This window comes from Hyalangium versicolor (assembly GCF_020103695.1).
Lineage (GTDB): Bacteria > Myxococcota > Myxococcia > Myxococcales > Myxococcaceae > Hyalangium > Hyalangium versicolor.
The window spans coordinates 150,508-167,569 of the sequence record NZ_JAHXBF010000007.1 but is presented as its reverse complement, the minus strand read 5'-3'; the positions used below and the strand labels follow the sequence as shown (position 1 = coordinate 167,569).

Below are 17,062 nucleotides of genomic sequence, written 5' to 3'. Positions count from 1 at the left end.
CAGGTTCAGCGGGATTGTGTCGCCATCTGCTTGCGCAGGCTCAGTGGGCGCATGTCCGTCCACACCTGCTTGATGTATTCGAGGCATTCTTCCTTGGGGCCCTGCTTGCCAGCATCGCGCCAACCCGGAGCGTTCTCCCGGTCCGCTAGCCAGATGGAATACTGCTCTTCGTGGTTCAGGACGACCTTGTAGACGCCATCGGCAGTCTGCTCGCTCATCGAAGATGCTCCTGTGCTTGCTGGGATGAAGAAAGGATCATCTTCATACCATCTCAGCTCGCAGTTACCTCATGAGAGGCAGTCGCTCCCAAGCGCTACAGGTGTGGCGTTCATTGTGTGCCAATCAGGTCACGGTCGGTGCCTGTACCCTGTACCCACACGGTATACCCTGCACGCATGTCGCAAGAGCCCGACGACTTCTCCGAACTCTCCCAGTACCCGCTCGACCGCAACTCGCTGAGATTGCTCCCGGAGCCCTTCTGCCGCCGCCACCTCGTGGTGGTGCTGGGCAAGGTCGATCCCACCGCGCCCAACGCAACGGTGACTGTGGGCATGCTCGACCCGGACAACGCACACCTGCTCGCGCGGCTCGGTGATCTCCTGGAGCGCTCCATCCACCCTGTGCGGCTCAACCGCTACGAGATCGAATCCGCTCTGGAGACCGGTTTTGGCAAAGGGCCTCGCGTCACCGCGGACCTGGTCATCAAGCCTCGGCCTCCGTCGCGGACCCACCCCAACGCCGTGGAGCTCGTTGACTACATTCTCTCCATGGCTGTGGAGAAGAAGGCCTCGGACATCCATATCGAGAGCTATCCCGGCGACGTGGACCTGCGCCTGCGCATCGATGGCATCCTCCACCAGATGTACACGGACATGAGCCCCGAGTCCGTCCAGGAAGTCGTCAACCGCATCAAGATCCTCGCCGAGCTCGACATCACCGAGCACCGCAAGCCCCAGGACGGCCGCATCCAGGCCGTCATCGACAAGGGCGAGGACAATCGCAAGGTCATCGACTACCGCGTGAGCGTGGTGCCCAGCCCCGCGGGCGAGGACGTCGTCATCCGCATCCTCGACTCGGGCGCGGGGCTCGTGCCCGTCACCCAGCTGGGCATGAGCGCGGACATGCAGCGCGTCCTGCTCCAGCTCCTCAACAACCCTGAAGGCCTCGTGCTCGTCACCGGCCCCACCGGCAGCGGGAAGACCACCACCTTGTACTCGGCGCTGGCCCAGCTCAATGACGGCCGCCGGAAGATCATCACCGCCGAGGACCCCATCGAGTACTTCGTCCCCAAGGTGAACCAGAAGCAGGTCAGCACCCATATGCCGTACGCCGTGCTGCTGCGCGCCCTGCTGCGGCAGGACCCCAACGTGCTGCTCATGGGAGAGATCCGCGACCTGGAGACGGGCAGTACCGCCCTCAACGCCGCGCGCACGGGACACATCGTCCTGGGCACGCTCCACACTGCGGATGCCGTGGGGTCCATCGGCCGTCTGCGAGGCCTCGAGCTGGACGACACGGACATCGCCGACGCGCTGCTGGCCGTCCTGGCCCAGCGGCTCGCGCGCCGCATCTGCGAGAAGTGCGCGGAGCCGCGCGAGCCCACCGAAGAGCAGAAGGTGTTGCTCGGCCGCCTGCTGGAAGGTGTGAGGCTGATGGCGGGCCGCGGCTGCGACCACTGCCACCATACCGGCTACCGCAAGCGCATCGGCCTCTTCGAGCTGCTCGTGGTGGATGCGGGGCTGCAGGATCTCATCGTTGCCGGGGCGCACAATGCGCAGCTTCGCAAGTACGCTCGCGACCACTCCTTCAAGACCATGGTCGACGACGGGCTGGAGAAGATCGCCGCCGGGCTGACGACGCTGGATGAACTCATCCGCGTCATCCCCTACCGCCACATTGTCGCCACCCGGGACGAGCGGCAGAAGTGACAGGCTGGCTCAAGACGCCTGGATGATCAGGACGATGAGCGCGAGGACCGCCAGGACGGCCAGGATCGTCACCGCGACCTTGGCCCAGGAGATGGGCTTCTCCCCGAGGACGCAGTCCATGTCCTGCCCGTGCACCACCACGCGGTACAGCTTCTTCCCGTAGCGGTACGCGAGCACATAGGCCGGCAGCGCGTAGTGCCGGGTCTCCAGGCCCGACAGCGCCACCGCCACCCGCAGGTTGCGATGCCGGTTGCCAGGGAGCGCATCCTCGGTGATGTGCTGGCGGGCCGCACCTTCCACCGCCGCGAGGATCTGCCGCCGGGCACCGGAGCGTGTCACGTCGAATAGCTCTACCTGCGCGCCAGGAGGACCCTCGGGCTTCGGCTTCATCTTCGCGATGTCGTAATGCGGAGAGAGCTCCTGAGTCTCTCGCTGGGTCAACCCTCGCGAGGCCGAGACGAGGATGTTGTCGAGACGGAGCTGGGTCGAGCCCGAGTGGGGTGCCCAGTCGCTCCGGCGAGCGCCCGCATTCGTGTCGGCCGTCCAGGAAGTCTCCACCTGTGCGTTGAACTCCCAGCCTGGCCACCATAGCGGGCGCAGCGAGTCCACCGCCGAGCGGCTCGCCAGATCCGCGGGCCGGAAGAAGCCGCCCTTGCCCAAGAAGGCCATCAGCGCCTGCTGTGCCTGCTCCGGACTCACCTCGAAGGGGACGAAATGCTCCGCCTGATCGATGGGATCCTCTTGCGTCTCGGTGCGCATCTCCGACGCGCAGTAGGCGCACTTGGGGGCCTGCGCCTCCACCGAGTACGCAACGGCTGCCCCGCAGGTGCCGCAGCGGATGACTCGGGCACGTTCGCGCTCCGCGGTTCGAGGAGGCCTCGGCGTGGGCAGCGCGCAGACGGGACAGCGGAGATCCTCGGCCTCCAATCGGCTGCGGCAGCGCTGGCACTGTGAGTCGACGGATGTCATCGCGGCCCCTTCATCTCGACGACAGCAGGAGATACAGGCCGCCCAGCACCAGCAGCGCCAGCAGCACGGCGATCAGCACCTTGATCCAGGACACCGGCACCCGGCCGTACACCTTCCCCGTTTGCCCATTCACCAGGAAGCGCAGCGGTGGCGACTGGGGATCGTGCCTCAGCGCCAGCACCCAGACGGGCAGCAGGCACACCACCAGCGCCTCCTGGTGGAACTGCGTGGAGTACTGGAGTTCCCGGTGTGAATCGCCCGGCATGAAGGACGCGAGCCGCTGGCGCAACTGGGCCATCACCTCCGCTCGGGCCTGCTCCAGGCACTGCGCCTGGGGCAGCGAAGGCTCCTCGCTGATCCACCCGGAGATGATCGCATCGTCGTAGCGGCGCAGCGCCCGGAGATCGAACGGTTCGATGTGCTCCAGCTCCTCGTTGGGCAGGCCGGAGGACGCGGTGACCAGCACATCCGGCACATACTCCGCATGGCGGCCGTGGAGCGAACGCCACTCGGTCCGAGTCACCTGCCGCGTCTTGGTGACCGTCTTGCCGTTCTCCGTGGTCGTATAGGTCTCTGTCTCCGTGTAGTTCTCACCGATGGAAGCGCTGAAGTCGGACTCGGCGAGCGCACTGTAGAGCCACGCCGGGACGTAGATGCCCTTGAGCTCCTCGACCGAGGCATTGCGGACGCTGGAGGGCGCCCAAAAGCTGCGGCGGAGCAGGTTCTCCCGCGCCAATTCCCGAGCCCTCTGCGGCGTCTGCACGAAGCCGAGCGCGAAGGTGGGGGCCGGACGATCCGGACTGGGTGGGCGCTCCACCACGGAGGGCGCCGCGCAGTACGGGCACGTCGCGGTTCGCAGCGTGTCCGCCACCACGAGCTGGGCACCACAGGACTGGCAGGAGAGGTTCACCTTGGGAGCTCCTGGCGCAGGCTATTCGGTGTCATGGAGTGTTGCCAGGAGGCTCTGCCTCGCGGCACAGCCGGTCCACGCGCTTGAGCAGCGTTGGCAGCCGCGAGGGCCCGTGCATGCGTTGGATGCACGCCGCGGCGGTCTGCACATCCACGCCCACGGACGTCACGAGCAGGGGGCGCTGGCTGGTCCCTCGCAGCACCGGGACCGCGACCCGGCTGGCCTGGAACGCTGTCTTGGCCACGCCGATGACAGGCACCCGCCGATCGAGCGCCTCATACAGGTGAGCCCCCAGCCCGGGCCGATCCTCTCCCGCGAGCCACACGTAGCCATCGATGACCACGGTCGTCAGGGCATCCGGCACCAGCGCCAGCACGCGCAGCAGCCCCGGCAGCTCCCGGCGGTAGAACTCGCCCGGGATGTAGGGCTCGGCGGGAGGCCCCCGATCCACGAAGTGCGCAGCCTCGGCCTCATCGCCCCAGTCCCGGAAGGCGACGCACGCCGCCACGGTGGCATCCGGCCGGTAGTCCACGTCGACACTGACGAGCATCGGGGAGCCCTCTCCTCACGTGGCGGTCGCCGCGAACCTCTGGAGCGCCTCGCCTGTCATCCGGCACAGCTTCCACTCGGGAGACACGACCGCGCCCAGGGATTCGTAGAACTGGATGGCCGGCGTGTTCCAGTCGAGCACCATCCACTCGAAGCGCCCGCAGCCGCGCTCCACGGCCACCTTCGCCAACCGGGTGAGCAGCGCCTTGCCGTGCCCCTGGCCGCGGTTCTCGGGCAGGACGAAGAGATCCTCCAGGTAGAGGCTCGGGCGGCCCAGGAACGTCGAGTAGGTGTGGAAGTAGAGCGCGTAGCCCACCACCTGGCCCGCCTCCTCGGCCAGCAGCACCTCGGCGTAGGGCCGGGCACCGAAGAGGTGCTCGCGAAGCTGGGCCTCGGTGATCACGACCTGGTGGGACAGCTTCTCGTAGTCGGCCAGAGCGCGGATGAGCCGGAGGATGGCGGGAATGTCAGAGGACGTGGCGGGGCGGATCATTCCCGCGATGCTAGCGCCTCCTCGTGGGAAGCGCGTGCTCGGGATGGAGGCTCGGCGTATCGCGAAGGGACGGGCGCTCGTGCCAGAGTGAGAGCAGGAGGCATGGCATGGAGACGGGCAAACCGGAGTTCGGCCCCCCCGATGGTGCGGATGAGCTGGCCGCGGCGGCGGACATCATCGCGCAGTCGTTCGCCATGACGCCGGCCGATGGAGGCTCCTGGGTGGAGAAGGCGCGTGCCACGAACCTCCGCGTGCTGCGCGAACAGGGCTCGGTGACGGCCACGGCGCTCCCCATCCCCATGGGGCAGTTCTTCTGCGGCCGGCGTGTCACCATGGCGGGCATCGGCGGGGTAGGGGTCGCCCCCAGCGCCCGAGGCCAGGGCGCTGCCACCCGGCTCATGCGGCACACGCTCCAGGAACTGCGCACCCAGGGGTTCGCGCTCTCCGTCCTCTATCCCGCCACGCAGCCGCTCTACCGCCGCGTGGGCTTTGAGCAGGCGGGCTCCCGGTATGAGATCCGCGTGCAGGCTCACGGGCTCGATTTCAGCGAGCGGTCCCTTCAGTTGCGCCCGGTGAAGGACTCCGACCTGCCCGTCATCCAGGAGCTCTATCGCCGCTCCGCGGCCTCGCGGCAGGGCTACCTCGACCGGGGCCCCTACGTCTGGGACCGCGTCTTCAATCCGCGCAACGAGACCGCCTATGGCTTCCTGGTCGAGGGTGCCAACGGCGTGGAGGGCTACCTCTACCTCGTGCGTCGGCGCAAAGTGGACATCCTGCAGGAGATCGCCCTCACGGACTTCGTCGCGCTCACCCCTGCCGCGGGGCGGCGACTGCTGAGCTTTCTCGGGGATCATCGCTCGCTGGCCCGCGAGGTGGTGTGGACCGGTTCCCAGATGGATCCGCTCCTGCTCCTGCTCCCGGAGCAGACCTACCAGGTGAAGCTGCTCTTCCATTGGATGTTGCGCGTGCTGGATGTCCCCGCCGCGCTCGAGTCCCGGGGCTACCCGCCTGGTGTCTCCGGCACGCTCCACTTCGAGCTCGAGGACGAGCTCTTCCCCGAAAACCGCGGGAACTACATCCTCGAAGTATCCGGAGGCGCGGGCCACGTCCGCCGCGGCGGCAACTCGCTCATGCACATGGACATCCGCGCCTTCGCGTCGCTCTACACGGGCTTCCTGTCCCCAGACGCCCTGCGCTCGGTGGGAGCGCTCGTGGCGGATGATGCCTCCGTGCGCCTGGCCACCACGTTCTTCTCCGGTCCGGCGCCGGCCCTGCCCGATATGTTCTGACGGCCCGGGGTGGCGGCGTGCTGGCGGAAGCCCGGGAACGGTAGTAGGCGTGGGACCCTCGGCGGGGAGAGAGCATGCGCGCATTCATCACGGGTGGTTCGGGATTCGTGGGCAAGCGTCTCATCGCGGCGCTTCGCGAGAAGGGGCACGAGGTGCGAGCCCTGGGCCGCTCCGAGGCCGCCCAGGCGGAGGTGCGCCTCGTGGGCGCCGAACCGGTTCCGGGAGATCTCTCGGACGTGGAGGCCCTCAAGCGCGGCATGGAAGGCTGTGAGATCGTCTTCCACTCGGCGGCCTACGTGAAGACCTGGGGGCCTCGCGCCGACTTCTTCGAGGCCAACGTGCGTGGCACGGAGAACGTGCTGGAGGCGGCTCGGGCCTCGGGCGTCAAACGCCTGATCCATGTCAGCACCGAGGCGGTGCTCGTGGACGGCTCTCCACTCGTCAACGTGGACGAGACGCGGCCCCTCCCGTCGGCGCCCATCGGCAATTATCCCTCCACGAAGGGCGCGGCGGAGCGGCTCGTGCTCTCGGTCAACTCGCCCGAGTTCACCACCATCGCCATGCGTCCGCGCTTCATCTGGGGCAAGGGTGACAACACCGTGCTCCCCGAGATCATCCGGGCCGTGAAGGCCGGCCGGTTCCGCTGGATCAATGGCGGCCACTACAAGACGTCCACCTGCCACGTGGCCAACTGCGTGGAGGGGATCATCCTCGCGGCCGAGAAGGGGCGCGGCGGCGAGGCGTACTTCCTCACGGATGGCGACCCGGTGGACTTCCGCGACTTCATCACCGCGCTGCTGAAGACCCAGGGGGTGGATGCGGGGAAGGGGACCGCTCCCTTCGGGCTCGCCATGGGCGTGGCCACGGTGTCCGAGCTGATCTGGAACTTCCTCTCGCTGCCCGGGCACCCGCCGGCCGTCCGCTCGGAGCTGCTCCTCATGGGCCAGGAGGTCACCGTGAGCGACGCGAAGGCCCGGCGAGAGCTGGGCTACCAGGGCCGGGTGTCGCTGGAAGAAGGCATGCGCGAGCTGGAGAAGGCAAAGAGCTGAGCCCCCAGTGCCTCCGGTCGTAGTAGCCTGAGGGCTCCCAGGCCGGAGGTCCATGGCATGCGCAGGTTCGAGTTCGTCGAGGGTTCCAGCTCCAAGTTCTGGAGCCCGGAGCTTCAGGGCAGCACCTTCATCGTGACCTACGGCCGTATCGGCACCGCGGGGCAGCGCAAGGAGAAGGCGTTCCCGGACGAGGAGAGCGCCCGGCGCGAGTACGAGAAGAAGGTCGCGGAGAAGCTGCGCGAGGGCTACAACGAGGTGACCGAGGGCGGTGGCGAGGCCCCGGCCCCCGTTGCCGCACGCAAGGAGAAGGAGGCGCCTCCCCCCAAGCCGGTGCTCCCTCCTCGGGTGCGGCCCGCGAAGCCCACGGCGGAACAGGTGGCGGCTGCGGCCCAGGCGCTCTCGGCGCTGGAAACCCGGCTCGGCAAGCGGAGCTGGCAGGTGAGCCGCCTGGCGCGGCGGGCCCGAAAGGCGCTGAGGAAGCTTGGGGGCATCGATCCAGCGAGCAATCCCACGCTGAGGCCCGCGCTCGAGTCGCTCATCGGCCGGGTCACGGCTCCCTCGAGCAAGCAGCGGCTCCCGCTCCGGCTGGCCATGTCGCTGCTGGCCGAGCTGGATGTGGCGGCGTTCACCCGGGCCCTGGAGCAGTGGAAGCGCGCGCCCGCGGGGACTCCGGCGGTAGGGGGCTCCGTGGCGGTGGCCCGCGAGGCGGAGGCATTGGCCGATCCGGAACTCGCGCTGCGCCTTGGTGTACTCCTCACCGAGCGCACGGATCTCCGAGGTGGCTCCGAGGCGGGGTGGCAGCGGCGCTGGAGCGCGCTCAAACCCTCGTTGGAGGCGCACCTGCAGGAGAAGGGCGGGGCGTTGCAGACCCATCTGAAGGCCATCGAGACCGGAGGAGACGCGCACCTCGCGCAGCGCGTCGCGAAAATGGGCGCATGATCCGCGTGTTAGCTTCGAGGCCATGAATGGATCCTCGAAGTGGTATCTGCCCGTGGCGCTGCTGTTGCTGGCTTCGGGTTGCTCGTCAGGCAAGGCGTCGACGCGAGGCGGCTCGCTCGATGCGCGCGCGGATGCGCTGGAGGAGAGCAACCGCGCGCTCGAGCAACAGCTCAATCAGAAGAACGCGCAGGTGGAGCAGGCCTTCGCCGCGGCCACTCAAGCGGAGAACGCCGCCGGGCTGCAGGGGCTCGGGTGCGTTGGGGTGATGCCGGCGAAGAACCCGCCGAAGGGAATGCCTCGCTCGGGAGATGTCCACGGCAAGGTGACGACCGCACACCAGAGCTACCGGATGACGGCCACGTACTCCGCGCCTCGGGCCGTGGGTGGCTGGCGCGTGGCTCAGGGCAACTGCCGGGTGACTTCGCCATGAGCGCCCGTTCCCTTTCGAAGCTCGCGCTCGCCGCGCTGGGAGTGAGCGCACTGCTGGCAGGCTGCGCCGCGGATCCCCGCCTGCGCGTGAAGCGGCTCGAGGATGAGCAGCGCAGCCTCAACGCGGCGGTCCAGGCGGCGGATCAGTCCATCCAGGACTCCTCCGCCTATGCCGCGGAGCTCTCCTCTCCCGGGCAGGGCGGGTCGACGTTCTCCCTGTACTTCACGCCCGCGATGCTGGAGCAGCTCGCCACCCAGATGCTGCCGTACCGGATGTCCGGCAGGGAGTTCCACAGCAAGCTCGAGGGCGAGATCGTCATCGAGAAGCTCTCCAACTTCCAGCCCCTCTCCCGAAACCGCGTTGCGTGCGTGGCGTTCCTGCGCGGCGTGAACGTGCGCTACACGGGCAGCGTGCCGTCGTTCGCCAAGAAGCAGGTGAAGGACTTCCAGAACGCCATCGCCAACGGAGTGGTCGCTGAATTGGAGGTGCAGCTCACCCTGGAGGGCAACATCGTCCATGCCCTGGCGCGCGCCAACGCGGCGCGGCTCGTCTCGACACGAGACGCCTCCGCTGAGAGCACCCTGCGGGACGAGATGAACAAGCGCGCCCTGCGGACGCCGCTGGACTTCGACCTGGCCATCAGCGGCAGCAGCGTGGTGCCGCGCCGGCTGATGGTGACGGGCAACCACGTCGTGGTCACCTACGCGCAGTAGGCGGCCACTGCTGCCGCTCCGGCCATCTCCGAGCCTCCTCGTGACGCGCCGAGGAGGCTCGCGTCCGGGCGATTACTCCTTCGCCTCGGTCTTCTTCTCGGCGCCGACCTTGTCGATCTCCTCGGCGGGCAGGCCCTTCGCCGCGTCCAGGTAGCGCTTCTCCTGGATGCGCTTGCGATCCTTCTTGCTGATGGTGTCGGGGATGATGACCGCCGGCTCGGCACCCGAGGCCTGCTCCACCACGATGCCGTCGCAGAACATCCAATGCGTCTTGCCGTGCGGCTCCTCGCGGGCGAAATACAGGTCCCCGCTGCCCACCTGCGTCTTCGCCGTGCAGAACGTCTGCTTGGCGGCGACCTCGCGCGCGTTGGAGTCCTCGCGCCACTTCTTCTCCGCCAGGCGCCGGTCCGCGTCCGCCAGCACGGTGGGGGCCTCGTCCAGCCGGGCCTTGGCCGCCGTCAGCACCTCGTTCCCCTTCTTGGTGATGTCCGGGAAGGGCGGCTTGGTCTTGAAGCCGCACGCGTTCAGCCCCGCCAGGTTCTTGGTGTGCGCCTGCACCACGGGCCCCAAGGCCTTGGAGCCCTCGCGCAGCACCTCCACCTGCTCGGCCGTCGCGTCCGGCTTGGTCGCGTCCTCGGACTTCGCGACGAACTGCTCCAGCAGCTCGTTGATCTTCTGCAGCTCCGGCCCGAGCCGGCGCGGATCCGAACCGCACAGCGAGCCCTTCACCAGGCCGTAGTCGCGGTACTCCACCTGGCTCTCACCCAGGGTGAGGCGCTGAGGGGGAGGCGGCTTCTTGGCCGCGCAGGCAGCCAGTGCGGCGCACAGGCCCAACAGGAGGATGCGAGGTGCTCTCATAGCGACTGGATCTCCGAATGGTTGAGGGGGCAGTTGAATCCGATGCTTCTCGATGTGCGGGGGTGTCGGTCCTATGGGAACCCATCCCAGTTGTCGAGCCGTCTTCGTACCCCCAAAGGCCTGCTTCGTGACAGTGCTGTGACAGGGACGCAAGAAGCAGGTGAGTTATGGGTCGACCTCTTGAGCTGCGGGATGCGTCGTAACACTGTCGACACCCGAAGCCGCAAGGGGAGGAATATAGCGATGCGGACGTCTCATGTCGTCGGGTTGCTGGCCTTGGTGCTCCTGGCGGCGTGCAAGGAAGAGGCTTCTCCTTCAGGGGCAGGCGCGGTGAGGGCGCAGGAGGGCAAGCCGGGCGCCGCGAGCAAGCCGGTGGTTCTCACGGTGGCCTACGGCAGCGAGAAGAAGACGTGGTTGGAGGAGCAGGCGCGCGCCTTCGAGCAGAGCGGGGCGAAGACGAAGTCCGGCCGCTCCATCCGCATCGAAGGCAAGGCGATGGGCTCGGGCGAGGCGGTGCAGGAGATCGTCTCCGGGCGGCTCAAGGCGCACGTGTTCAGCCCGGCCTCGAGCGCGTACATCCCCCTGCTCAACAGCGCGTGGACGACGGCCACCAGCCGCACCCAGCCGCTGGCCAGCCCGGGGGAGCCGGTGCTGCTGTCCCCCATCGTCATCGCCCTGTGGAAGCCCATGGCGCAGGCGCTGGGGTGGCCGGACAAGCCGGTGGGCTGGGCGGACCTGCTGAAGGTGGCGGCGAGCAAGGAAGGTTGGGGCACCTACGGACATCCGGAGTGGGGCAGCTTCAAGCTGGGGCACACCCACCCGGAATATTCCAACTCCGGCCTGCTGGCGGTGCTGGCCGAGGCCTATGCCGGGGCGGGCAAGACGCGCGCGTTGAGCGCGGCGGATGTGACATCCGAGAAGACGCGGAAGATGCTGAAGGACATCGAGGGCACGGTGGTGCACTACGGCAAGTCCACGGGGTTCTTCTCGGACAAGATGTTGCAGCGCGGCCCGGGCTACATCTCCGCGGCGGTGCTCTACGAGAACCTCGTCATCGAGTCCTACGGCAAGCAGACGGATGCGCCCTTCCCGCTGGTGTCCATCTACCCGGTGGAGGGGACGTTCTGGTCGGACCATCCGTACGCGGTGCTGGACGCGGAGTGGGTAGGAGCGGATGAGAAGGACGCGGCTGCGGCGTTCCTGGACTTCCTGAAGGCGAAGCCGGCGCAGGAGCGGGCGCTGGCGCTGGGGTTCCGGCCGGGGGATCCGGCCATTCCGATCGGCTCGCCGGTGGATGCGGCGCACGGGGCGGATCCCAAGCAGCCGCAGACGCTGCTGGAGGTTCCGGACGCGGTGGCGCTGGAGAAGCTGCTGGACGTGTGGCGGGAGACGAAGAAGGCCACGGACATCATCTTCGTGTTCGACAAGTCCGGGAGCATGCAGGGCCGCCCGCTGGCCGAGGCCAAGGTGGGCGCCCGGAAGTTCATCGAGTCGCTCACCGATCGGGACGAGGTGACGCTGATGTTCTTCGACAACAACGTGTACCCGCCGGTGGGGCCGATCTCGATCAAGGAAGGACGCCCGGACCTGCTGAACCGGTTGGATGGGACGATCGCGCAGGGAGGCACGGCGCTGTACGGCGCCACGCAGCAGGCCTACAAGGTGGCTCGGGCGCGGGCCCAGACGGAGCCGGGGAAGATCCACGCGGTGGTGGTGATGACGGACGGCAAGGATGAGAGCAGCACGATCACCTTGAAGGACCTCAAGGCGGGCCTGGTCGGCGAGGATGACCGGGCGCCCGTGCGCATCTTCACCATTGCCTACGGCAAGGGGGCGGAGGGCAGCGTGCTGGAGCAGATCGCCGAGGCGGGCAAGGGCTCGAGTGCGAAGGGCGACGTCCAGGATATCGTCCAGGTGTACCGGGACATGGCCTCGTTCTTCTGAGGCGGAAGGGATGATGGGGGCGACGGCAGCGATGGGACGACAGGAGAGGGCTCGATGGCCGAGCGGGGCATGACACCGCTGGTGAAGCAGCTCCCCAAGGTGTTGGGGCGGTCCGCCCTGGGCACTGTCAACCTGATCGTCGCGGGCTCGGCGGCGCTGGGGGCCGCGGCGCTGCAGTCCTGGCCCATTCTCGCGCTGGGAGGGGCGGCGTACGCGGCCCTGGTGGCGTGGGACGTGGCCACTCCGAAGTTCTGGCGCGAGACGCTCTCGGGCAAGACCGAGGGCCAGATGAAGCTGCCGGACCCGAACAAGTTGCAGGATCCCCGGATGCGGGACGCGGTGCGAGCCATCCGGGATGCCCACCAGGAGCTGCAGCGGGCGCTGGAGGGGGCTCCTCCGGGCGTGCGCAACCACATGGGGTTGGCGCTGCTGTCACTCACGGAGCTGGAGGAGCGGGCGGCTCGGCTGGTGGCGCGAGGCGAGGATCTGGCGCGGTACATGCGCACGGTGGACCTGGGCGCGGTGCGGGAGCAGATCCGGTTCGCGGATGAGCAGGCCCGAGCGGCCCGGGACGCGGAGGCGCGGACGCAGTTCGAGAATGCCCGGACGGCGCGCGAGGAGCAGCTCGCGGCGCTGGTGGACATCGACGCGGCGAGGGAGCGGGTGTTGGCGAACCTGTCTCGCATCGCGGCGACGATGGAGAGCTTGCCGGCCAAGGTGGTGCGCCTGCGCGCGCTGGATGCGCAGGCGACGGAGAGCATGTACGGGGACCTCAACGAGGAGCTCGGCCGGATGAACGGCGAGATTGGCGCCTTCGAGGAGACCCTGAAGTCCTTTCATGAGGTGCGTGTCACATGAACCCCAGGGTGTTGATCATCATTGGCTTCCTCGCGGCGGTGGGCGGGGTGTTCTACCTGTCCCGGCAGCGCAATGACGGTGGAGACGCGGGGAGCGGCGGGCAGGGGAGCACGGCTCCGAGCAAGCCGGCCACGCCCAAGGATGTGACGGAGATCACCTTCCTCTACAGCACGGAGAAGAAGGACTGGGTGGAGTCCGCGGCGGCGAGCTTCCAGACGGAGAACCCGTCCATCAAGGTGAACCTGGTGGGGCGTGGGTCGCTGGACGCGGCGCAGAGCATCCTGGATGGGCGGGAGAAGCCGACGGTGTGGAGCCCGGCGGACTCGGCGGTGTTGCGGATGCTGGAGTCGGACTGGGCGACGGAGCCCTCTCGCGGGCCGTTGTTCGCGAAGGACGGGGATGATGCGCCGCAGCCGCTGGTCATTACTCCGCTGGTGTTCGTGGTGTGGGAGGACCGGGCGAACGTGCTGTTGAAGGCGGGCGAGGGGAAGGCGGTGTCCTGGAAGACGATCCACAAGGCGGTGGCGAGCGACCAGGGCTGGCCGGCGATTGGGGGCAAGGCGGACTGGGGCTTCGTGAAGCTGGGGCACACGGACCCGACGCGTTCGAACTCGGGCCTGCAGGCGATGCTGCTGGCGACGTTCGAGTACTACAACAAGCGGTCGGGGTTGACGGTGGGGGACCTGCTGGATCCGAAGTATCAGGATTGGATCAAGCAGTTGGAGAAGGGCGTGACGAAGTTCGAGACGTCGACGGGGACGTTCATGACGGACATGGTCCGGTTCGGGCCGTCCAAGTACGACATCTCGGTGGTGTACGAGAACCTGGCGATCTCGCAGATCGCGAATGCGCAGGGGCGGTGGGGGAATCTGAAGGTGTATTACCCGCCGTTGACGCTGTGGAGCGACCACCCGGCGGCGGTGCTTCAGGCGTCGTGGGTGACGCCGCAGCAGAAGGAGGCGGCGCGGCAGTGGCTGGCGTATCTGCGGAGCCGTCCGGTGCAGGAGAAGGCGCTGGCGTTTGGTTTCCGGCCTGCGGATCCGACGGTGCCCATCAAGACGGCGGATGCGTCCAACCCGTTCACGCGGCTGGCGGAGCACGGGATTCAGGTGGATGTGCCGCCGGTGGCGGAAGTGCCGGAAGGCCCGGTGGTCCGCAACCTGCTGACGATGTGGTCGCGCGTGGTGGCTGCCAACCGCTGAGTGGAGTCATATGCCTCCACGACCAGTCCGGCCCAGGTCCGCGCTGGTTCGCGAGGTCTTGTCATCCCTGATCAAGGATCTCGGCATGACTGCGGTGGCTGTTACCAGCCATCGGGGTTAAGTCTTTTCAGAGGAGCGAGTGAGCGCGAGCCAGGCGCTGAGCGGTGCGGAAGAGCTGAGAGCAGGAGTAGTCCAGAGGCGCTTCCTGGCTCTGGAGGGCATGGCGGGCCCGAAGGAAGGGCAGCCAGGCTCTGTCACCGATGATGACAGCGGCCTCTTCGAGCTTCTTGCGCGGCACCCAGCGTCCGCCGAGGACATCCACCAGATAGCGACCGAGGAAGGCCCCCAGGGCAGGGACGAGGGTCTCTCGCTGCTCGTGGGACAGGCTCTTGCCCCAGCCCGCGTGCCACAAGTGCCAGTCGAGGTGAGGTAGGGCCTCCAGGGTGCCTTCCATGACCTGAGGCACGTCGGTGTGGAACAGGGCAACAAGCTGCTCCGCGTAGAGGTCCTCGTAGGTGTCGATGGAGGCCTGGACGTTGTCCACATCCGGCGCGGGAGCCTGAGAGGCTGGCAACCACTCCGAGACGGCAGGAGGGTGGTAGTGGTTGAAGCGCTCGACGAGCGAGCGTTTGCCGCCGAGCACGCCTTGGAAGTCCGCCTCCTTGCGGAGGATGTCGGCGACGTCCGGGTCGAACTCCATGAGGATGGGGACGAACTCGAGCGAGCGCTGACGCAGGGTGGCCAGGGTGGAGTCCAGTAGGAGTTCAGGGCGCAGGTGGACGAGGGCGCGAGCTTGGGCGAGGCGGGCCTCCTCGGAGTCGAAGTCCGCGGGAGTGGGGCGTGTGAGCCAGAGGACGGCGCCGTGGGGCAACTCCTCCATGAGGACGGAGGGAGTGGACAGCAGGCGTTGGCGGCCGATGGCTTGCACCATGGCCGAGCCGTATACGTTGAGCCAGAACGTCTCGTAGATGGGCCGGGGGGTGCTCATGTCCTCCTTGCGGGGATCAGTGCCCAGGCAGAGATCGGTGAAGCTGTGGCCCAGGCCGAAGGTGAGAGGCAGACGGGAGGCGATGGCTCGTACAAAGGCGACAAGTTGTCCTGCGCGTCGCTCCGACTGACCTGGCTCGCGGAGGAACGCGAAGGGGCTGATCGAGATCTCCACGGAGGAGATGGGCTGGTTGTCATGCTCCCAGCCATAGAGTCGGACCCCCACTGCAGGAGGCTGGGAGCGCACCAACCGGATGACAGTGTTGGTGTCGGTGTGTGACTCGTGAAGGCGTTGATGCAGCTTCTGTCGTGAGTACTTCAGTACGCGCTGGGTGTGGTGGATCCGATCCGGGCGCAGCTCATCGCTGAGCGACTCGATCACCTCGAGCAGGGGCTCCAGTGCCTCGAAGCCTTGGTCCAGCGGGCGGATGTGGGAGAAGAGCTGGAGATGAAAGCTTCCGGACTTGTTCCACTCGTCAGGGGACATAGAGGTGAAGTTGGACACCCTGGAGGGGGGCGGCTTCCAAGAGGGCAGCCTTGATTTCGGGATCAAGAGTCTTCGCGTCATAGACGAGATGCGTCCGGGAGACGCGGACCTTTTGTTCGAAAAGGGGGTGTCCAGGCCTGCGCACCTCGACTTCCCCACCATACTTGGCCCGTGCCTCGCGGGCGTCCAACTCCAGTTGCCTGAGCGCCTCATCCTCGCTCAGGCCCCCGAAGTTGCGTTGCTTGTTGCTGAAGGAGTGGACAGAAGGTCGGAGGCCCGGGCCGAGGGTGGCCTGGTCCACGGCGAGCTGATCGACGTAAACAGGGGAGGCACGGCCCTCGAGCTGGAGCCCCGTATTGTCGGTGATCAGGGGTTGTTTCATCCCCGGCAGCCACTGCCGCGAGCCTTCCGCCTGCTGGAGCCAACGGGTGACGGCGCGCTGGAACTCCAGGGAGCGCTGGAACGTGTTGAGAAGTCCCGAGTAGCTATCCCAGGTGAGAGGGGGCTTGGCTTCGGACACCCTGGGTGGCAGGGGGCGTGTACCGGCCAGCTCCTCGTAGCGGCGGTGCCAGTAGGCCACGTAGCTGGTCCAGCGCGGATGATCGGCCTCAACGCCCGGTGGAGGCTGCGAGGAAGCAGGACGGTGACGTGCGAGCTCCTTGAGGCTCTGAGGGTGACGAGCGCCCGTCTCCAGGGACTCGGCTTCGGCGAGGCGGGCCTCCAGCGCGGGGAGTTCCTCTGCGGCGATACGAGCCTCCAGGCCTGCCAGCGCCAGCCTTCCAGCCTCTACCGGGGTGGCGGCTTCCGCTGCCGCAGCCTTGGCGTCGGCCGTTGCCCCTTCAGCTCCCGTGGCACTGGCCGCGCCTCGCCTCAAAACGGTGCCCACCAACAGCACATCGAGCACTGCGGCAATGGTGGTGTTTCTCACATGCTGGAGCCTGGCCTCTTGAGAGAAGCTGGAGGCCATCACCTGGCGCAGGCGCATGCCCCCTTCGCCACGCGAGGGCATGAACTCGTCCAGTTTGTGCCACTGCACCACGCAGGCGGGCATGGAGCCGCAGGCAATGCCCAGGGATTTGCGGGCCAACTCCTGTCCGGTGGTGCGGAGGGTGTTCTCCAACTGCGCGAAGAGCGCCTGGGCGCGCGAGTTGCCGGCCCGGGAGTCGGCGTAGACGCGCTCAAGGTGTGCAACGCGGTAGACGAGGAACACGGCGGAGCGGTTTCCCACCAGGGTCCCGTTCTCGTCGCAGTACAGGGCATAGTCGAAGGGGGGACCAACGTCCTTCTGGAGTTCCTCGAGGGGAACAGCGTCGGGTTCAGAGCAGGATCCGCCCAACTGGATGGAGGCCAGCAGGGCCAGGATTACCCAAGAGCACAGGCGTGGCATGGAGTGGAGCCTGTCATTGCCCCTGGGTGGGCGAAAGGACCTTACAGGCAGGAACCTGGGATGGACGAGG

The 17,062-nt window shown here is 67.5% G+C and carries 17 protein-coding genes; 9 read left to right on the top strand and 8 right to left on the bottom strand.

What is annotated here, in order from left to right:
• Positions 1-5: 5 nt before the first annotated feature.
• The gene (locus KY501_RS16540; RefSeq protein ID WP_224364085.1) at positions 6-218 is read right to left on the bottom strand and encodes an MbtH family protein; all 213 of its coding nucleotides are present in this window, start codon (positions 216-218) and stop codon (positions 6-8) included.
• A gap of 177 nt (positions 219-395) precedes the next feature.
• Between KY501_RS16540 and KY501_RS16535 the strand changes: the two genes are divergently transcribed.
• The gene (locus tag KY501_RS16535) at positions 396-1,928 is read left to right on the top strand and encodes a GspE/PulE family protein (protein ID WP_224364084.1); all 1,533 of its coding nucleotides are present in this window, start codon (positions 396-398) and stop codon (positions 1,926-1,928) included.
• Between the two features lie 9 nt (positions 1,929-1,937).
• Here KY501_RS16535 and KY501_RS16530 read toward each other — a convergent pair whose 3' ends face one another.
• Genes KY501_RS16530 through KY501_RS16515 form a run of 4 tightly spaced genes read right to left on the bottom strand, consistent with a single transcriptional unit; the run spans position 1,938 to position 4,849 of the window.
• Positions 1,938-2,897: a zinc ribbon domain-containing protein gene (locus KY501_RS16530; RefSeq protein WP_224364083.1), complete on the bottom strand. Its 960-nt coding sequence runs from the start codon at positions 2,895-2,897 to the stop codon at positions 1,938-1,940.
• A 10-nt stretch (positions 2,898-2,907) separates the two neighbouring features.
• The gene (locus KY501_RS16525; protein ID WP_224364081.1) at positions 2,908-3,807 is read right to left on the bottom strand and encodes a TFIIB-type zinc ribbon-containing protein; all 900 of its coding nucleotides are present in this window, start codon (positions 3,805-3,807) and stop codon (positions 2,908-2,910) included.
• A gap of 31 nt (positions 3,808-3,838) precedes the next feature.
• A complete protein-coding gene (locus KY501_RS16520) occupies positions 3,839-4,357 on the bottom strand; it encodes an endonuclease V (RefSeq protein WP_224364079.1) in 519 nt (172 codons plus the stop codon).
• Between the two features lie 15 nt (positions 4,358-4,372).
• Positions 4,373-4,849 carry a GNAT family N-acetyltransferase gene (locus tag KY501_RS16515; protein WP_224364077.1) on the bottom strand — a complete coding sequence of 159 codons (477 nt, stop codon included), beginning with the start codon at positions 4,847-4,849 and terminating at the stop codon, positions 4,373-4,375.
• A 107-nt stretch (positions 4,850-4,956) separates the two neighbouring features.
• Between KY501_RS16515 and KY501_RS16510 the strand changes: the two genes are divergently transcribed.
• The 5 genes from KY501_RS16510 to KY501_RS16490 all read left to right on the top strand — a co-directional run bounded on the left by KY501_RS16510 (position 4,957) and on the right by KY501_RS16490 (position 9,269).
• Positions 4,957-6,138: a GNAT family N-acetyltransferase gene (locus tag KY501_RS16510; RefSeq protein WP_224364075.1), complete on the top strand. Its 1,182-nt coding sequence runs from the start codon at positions 4,957-4,959 to the stop codon at positions 6,136-6,138.
• Positions 6,139-6,212: 74 nt separating this feature from the next.
• On the top strand, positions 6,213-7,187 hold the full coding sequence (locus KY501_RS16505) for an NAD-dependent epimerase/dehydratase family protein (protein ID WP_224364074.1): 975 nt from the start codon (positions 6,213-6,215) through the stop codon (positions 7,185-7,187).
• Between the two features lie 57 nt (positions 7,188-7,244).
• Positions 7,245-8,126 carry a WGR domain-containing protein gene (locus tag KY501_RS16500; RefSeq protein WP_224364073.1) on the top strand — a complete coding sequence of 294 codons (882 nt, stop codon included), beginning with the start codon at positions 7,245-7,247 and terminating at the stop codon, positions 8,124-8,126.
• 22 nt (positions 8,127-8,148) lie between these two features.
• The gene (locus tag KY501_RS16495) at positions 8,149-8,556 is read left to right on the top strand and encodes a hypothetical protein (RefSeq protein WP_224364072.1); all 408 of its coding nucleotides are present in this window, start codon (positions 8,149-8,151) and stop codon (positions 8,554-8,556) included.
• Complete coding sequence (locus tag KY501_RS16490; protein WP_224364071.1) at positions 8,553-9,269, top strand: hypothetical protein; 717 nt, start codon at positions 8,553-8,555, stop codon at positions 9,267-9,269. Before KY501_RS16495 ends, KY501_RS16490 begins: the two co-directional genes overlap by 4 nt.
• A 72-nt stretch (positions 9,270-9,341) precedes the next feature.
• Here KY501_RS16490 and KY501_RS16485 read toward each other — a convergent pair whose 3' ends face one another.
• Positions 9,342-10,127: a hypothetical protein gene (locus tag KY501_RS16485; RefSeq protein WP_224364070.1), complete on the bottom strand. Its 786-nt coding sequence runs from the start codon at positions 10,125-10,127 to the stop codon at positions 9,342-9,344.
• Between the two features lie 243 nt (positions 10,128-10,370).
• On the opposite strand from KY501_RS16485, the gene KY501_RS16480 reads away from it, so the two are divergent.
• The 3 genes from KY501_RS16480 to KY501_RS16470 are packed head-to-tail and all read left to right on the top strand — an operon-like array spanning position 10,371 to position 14,131.
• Positions 10,371-12,071: a VWA domain-containing protein gene (locus KY501_RS16480; protein WP_224364069.1), complete on the top strand. Its 1,701-nt coding sequence runs from the start codon at positions 10,371-10,373 to the stop codon at positions 12,069-12,071.
• A 54-nt stretch (positions 12,072-12,125) separates the two neighbouring features.
• Positions 12,126-12,929 (top strand): hypothetical protein, encoded by an 804-nt coding sequence (locus KY501_RS16475; protein WP_224364068.1) that lies wholly within the window; start codon positions 12,126-12,128, stop codon positions 12,927-12,929.
• Complete coding sequence (locus tag KY501_RS16470) at positions 12,926-14,131, top strand: substrate-binding domain-containing protein (protein ID WP_224364067.1); 1,206 nt, start codon at positions 12,926-12,928, stop codon at positions 14,129-14,131. The genes KY501_RS16475 and KY501_RS16470 overlap by 4 nt, the downstream gene beginning before the upstream one ends.
• A gap of 127 nt (positions 14,132-14,258) precedes the next feature.
• On the opposite strand, the gene KY501_RS16465 is transcribed toward KY501_RS16470, so the two are convergent.
• Together KY501_RS16465 and KY501_RS16460 are read right to left on the bottom strand one after the other, a co-directional pair.
• Positions 14,259-15,605 (bottom strand): hypothetical protein, encoded by a 1,347-nt coding sequence (locus KY501_RS16465; protein ID WP_224364066.1) that lies wholly within the window; start codon positions 15,603-15,605, stop codon positions 14,259-14,261.
• The gene (locus tag KY501_RS16460) at positions 15,595-16,992 is read right to left on the bottom strand and encodes a hypothetical protein (protein WP_224364064.1); all 1,398 of its coding nucleotides are present in this window, start codon (positions 16,990-16,992) and stop codon (positions 15,595-15,597) included. Before KY501_RS16460 ends, KY501_RS16465 begins: the two co-directional genes overlap by 11 nt.
• Positions 16,993-17,062 lie beyond the last annotated feature (70 nt).

Bases quoted from the DNA above. Each gene is read 5' to 3' on its own strand.
- KY501_RS16540 (WP_224364085.1), bottom strand. From the start codon at position 218: ATGAGCGAGCAGACTGCCGATGGCGTCTACAAGGTCGTCCTGAACCAC.
- KY501_RS16535 (WP_224364084.1), top strand. From the start codon at position 396: ATGTCGCAAGAGCCCGACGACTTCTCCGAACTCTCCCAGTACCCGCTC.
- KY501_RS16530 (WP_224364083.1), bottom strand. From the start codon at position 2,897: ATGACATCCGTCGACTCACAGTGCCAGCGCTGCCGCAGCCGATTGGAG.
- KY501_RS16520 (WP_224364079.1), bottom strand. From the start codon at position 4,357: ATGCTCGTCAGTGTCGACGTGGACTACCGGCCGGATGCCACCGTGGCG.
- KY501_RS16515 (WP_224364077.1), bottom strand. From the start codon at position 4,849: ATGATCCGCCCCGCCACGTCCTCTGACATTCCCGCCATCCTCCGGCTC.
- KY501_RS16510 (WP_224364075.1), top strand. From the start codon at position 4,957: ATGGAGACGGGCAAACCGGAGTTCGGCCCCCCCGATGGTGCGGATGAG.
- KY501_RS16505 (WP_224364074.1), top strand. From the start codon at position 6,213: ATGCGCGCATTCATCACGGGTGGTTCGGGATTCGTGGGCAAGCGTCTC.
- KY501_RS16500 (WP_224364073.1), top strand. From the start codon at position 7,245: ATGCGCAGGTTCGAGTTCGTCGAGGGTTCCAGCTCCAAGTTCTGGAGC.
- KY501_RS16495 (WP_224364072.1), top strand. From the start codon at position 8,149: ATGAATGGATCCTCGAAGTGGTATCTGCCCGTGGCGCTGCTGTTGCTG.
- KY501_RS16490 (WP_224364071.1), top strand. From the start codon at position 8,553: ATGAGCGCCCGTTCCCTTTCGAAGCTCGCGCTCGCCGCGCTGGGAGTG.
- KY501_RS16485 (WP_224364070.1), bottom strand. From the start codon at position 10,127: ATGAGAGCACCTCGCATCCTCCTGTTGGGCCTGTGCGCCGCACTGGCT.
- KY501_RS16480 (WP_224364069.1), top strand. From the start codon at position 10,371: ATGCGGACGTCTCATGTCGTCGGGTTGCTGGCCTTGGTGCTCCTGGCG.
- KY501_RS16475 (WP_224364068.1), top strand. From the start codon at position 12,126: ATGGCCGAGCGGGGCATGACACCGCTGGTGAAGCAGCTCCCCAAGGTG.
- KY501_RS16470 (WP_224364067.1), top strand. From the start codon at position 12,926: ATGAACCCCAGGGTGTTGATCATCATTGGCTTCCTCGCGGCGGTGGGC.
- KY501_RS16465 (WP_224364066.1), bottom strand. From the start codon at position 15,605: ATGTCCCCTGACGAGTGGAACAAGTCCGGAAGCTTTCATCTCCAGCTC.
- KY501_RS16460 (WP_224364064.1), bottom strand. From the start codon at position 16,992: ATGCCACGCCTGTGCTCTTGGGTAATCCTGGCCCTGCTGGCCTCCATC.